This is a genomic window from Pseudoalteromonas sp. SG44-1, from assembly GCF_014164315.1.
GTDB lineage: Bacteria > Pseudomonadota > Gammaproteobacteria > Enterobacterales > Alteromonadaceae > Pseudoalteromonas > Pseudoalteromonas rhizosphaerae.
Window position 1 is genome coordinate 1 of sequence record NZ_JACJEW010000188.1, and the last position, 1088, is coordinate 1088.

Genomic DNA, 1088 nt, shown 5'->3' on the forward strand with positions numbered 1-1088 from the left:
AAATATCCCTTTCTTTTCAGAGGACGATGTATCCGTCTTGGGCATGATTGGCTCTGCACCCAAATCGATAGTGTCTTTTATATCAGGCTGACTGAAGTAACCTTTATCTGCTAATACCCGTATATTTTTCTTGCGCAATGCTTCTTGTGCGAGTTTTGTCATTGACGCAAGCTGGCCTCTATCTGGCACGTTGGTCACGTCATGTGCCACTATGAGGTGGTGCTTGGTATCAACCGCACTTTGTACGTTATAACTCACAACTCTTGTAAAACCTTGAGTTTTCATTAAACGTGAATCAGGATCAGTAGTGGATATTTGCTTGTCAGGATGAGCTTCAATTTGTTCTTTAATCTCGTATAGTTTTTTTAACTGGCTGCGAAAGTCAGCTAGCCTCTCTTTTGTGGCTTTAATTTTTGTGACGTTAGCTTGCTCTTTATCGGCTTCATCAAGTAATTCAAGATAACGTTCAATGTTCTTTTCGACTCGGTCGATGTGAAATTTAACTTTGCTTGGCGTAAAATTATTGCCTTTGTTGTTGCTAGCTTTAAACTTACTACCATCGATGGCAACAACTGGTTTCTCAAACATATTCAGGCGACGACAGACTTCAACAAACGTTTTGCACACATTTTTTATACCGCCTCCGTTGTCTTTTCTAAAATCAGCAATCGTTTTAAAGTCGGGTGCCAACTTACCAAGTAGCCACATCAGTTCAATATTGCGTTGGCATTCGGTTTCTAATCGGCGAGATGATTGAATACGGTTGAGGTAACCATAAAGATAAAGCTTTAATAGTGTGGCTGGATGATACTTAGGGCGGCCTGTGGACTTTAAGATTAATCCTTTAAACCCCAATTCAGCTAGATTTAGTTCCTCAATGAAAACATCAATCACTCTGACCGTATTATCTTCACTGACGTAATCTTCCAGCGATTCTGGAAATAACGTTGATTGGTCACGACTTTCACCGCTTATAAACTTTGACATATTGCCTCAACCCTCGACTGAATCAATAGTCTTATTATATAAATATCAGTATATTAAGTGAACTAAATGTATAGATTAATCGATCATAAGCAGCAGATACT

At 39.1% G+C, this 1088-nt stretch carries 1 protein-coding gene; it reads right to left on the bottom strand.

Translation table 11 applies throughout. The features are described from left to right. Positions 1–987: IS1182 family transposase (locus H5187_RS25255; RefSeq protein WP_182798488.1), on the bottom strand; the 987-nt coding region annotated here is incomplete at its 3' end. Positions 988–1088 lie beyond the last annotated feature (101 nt).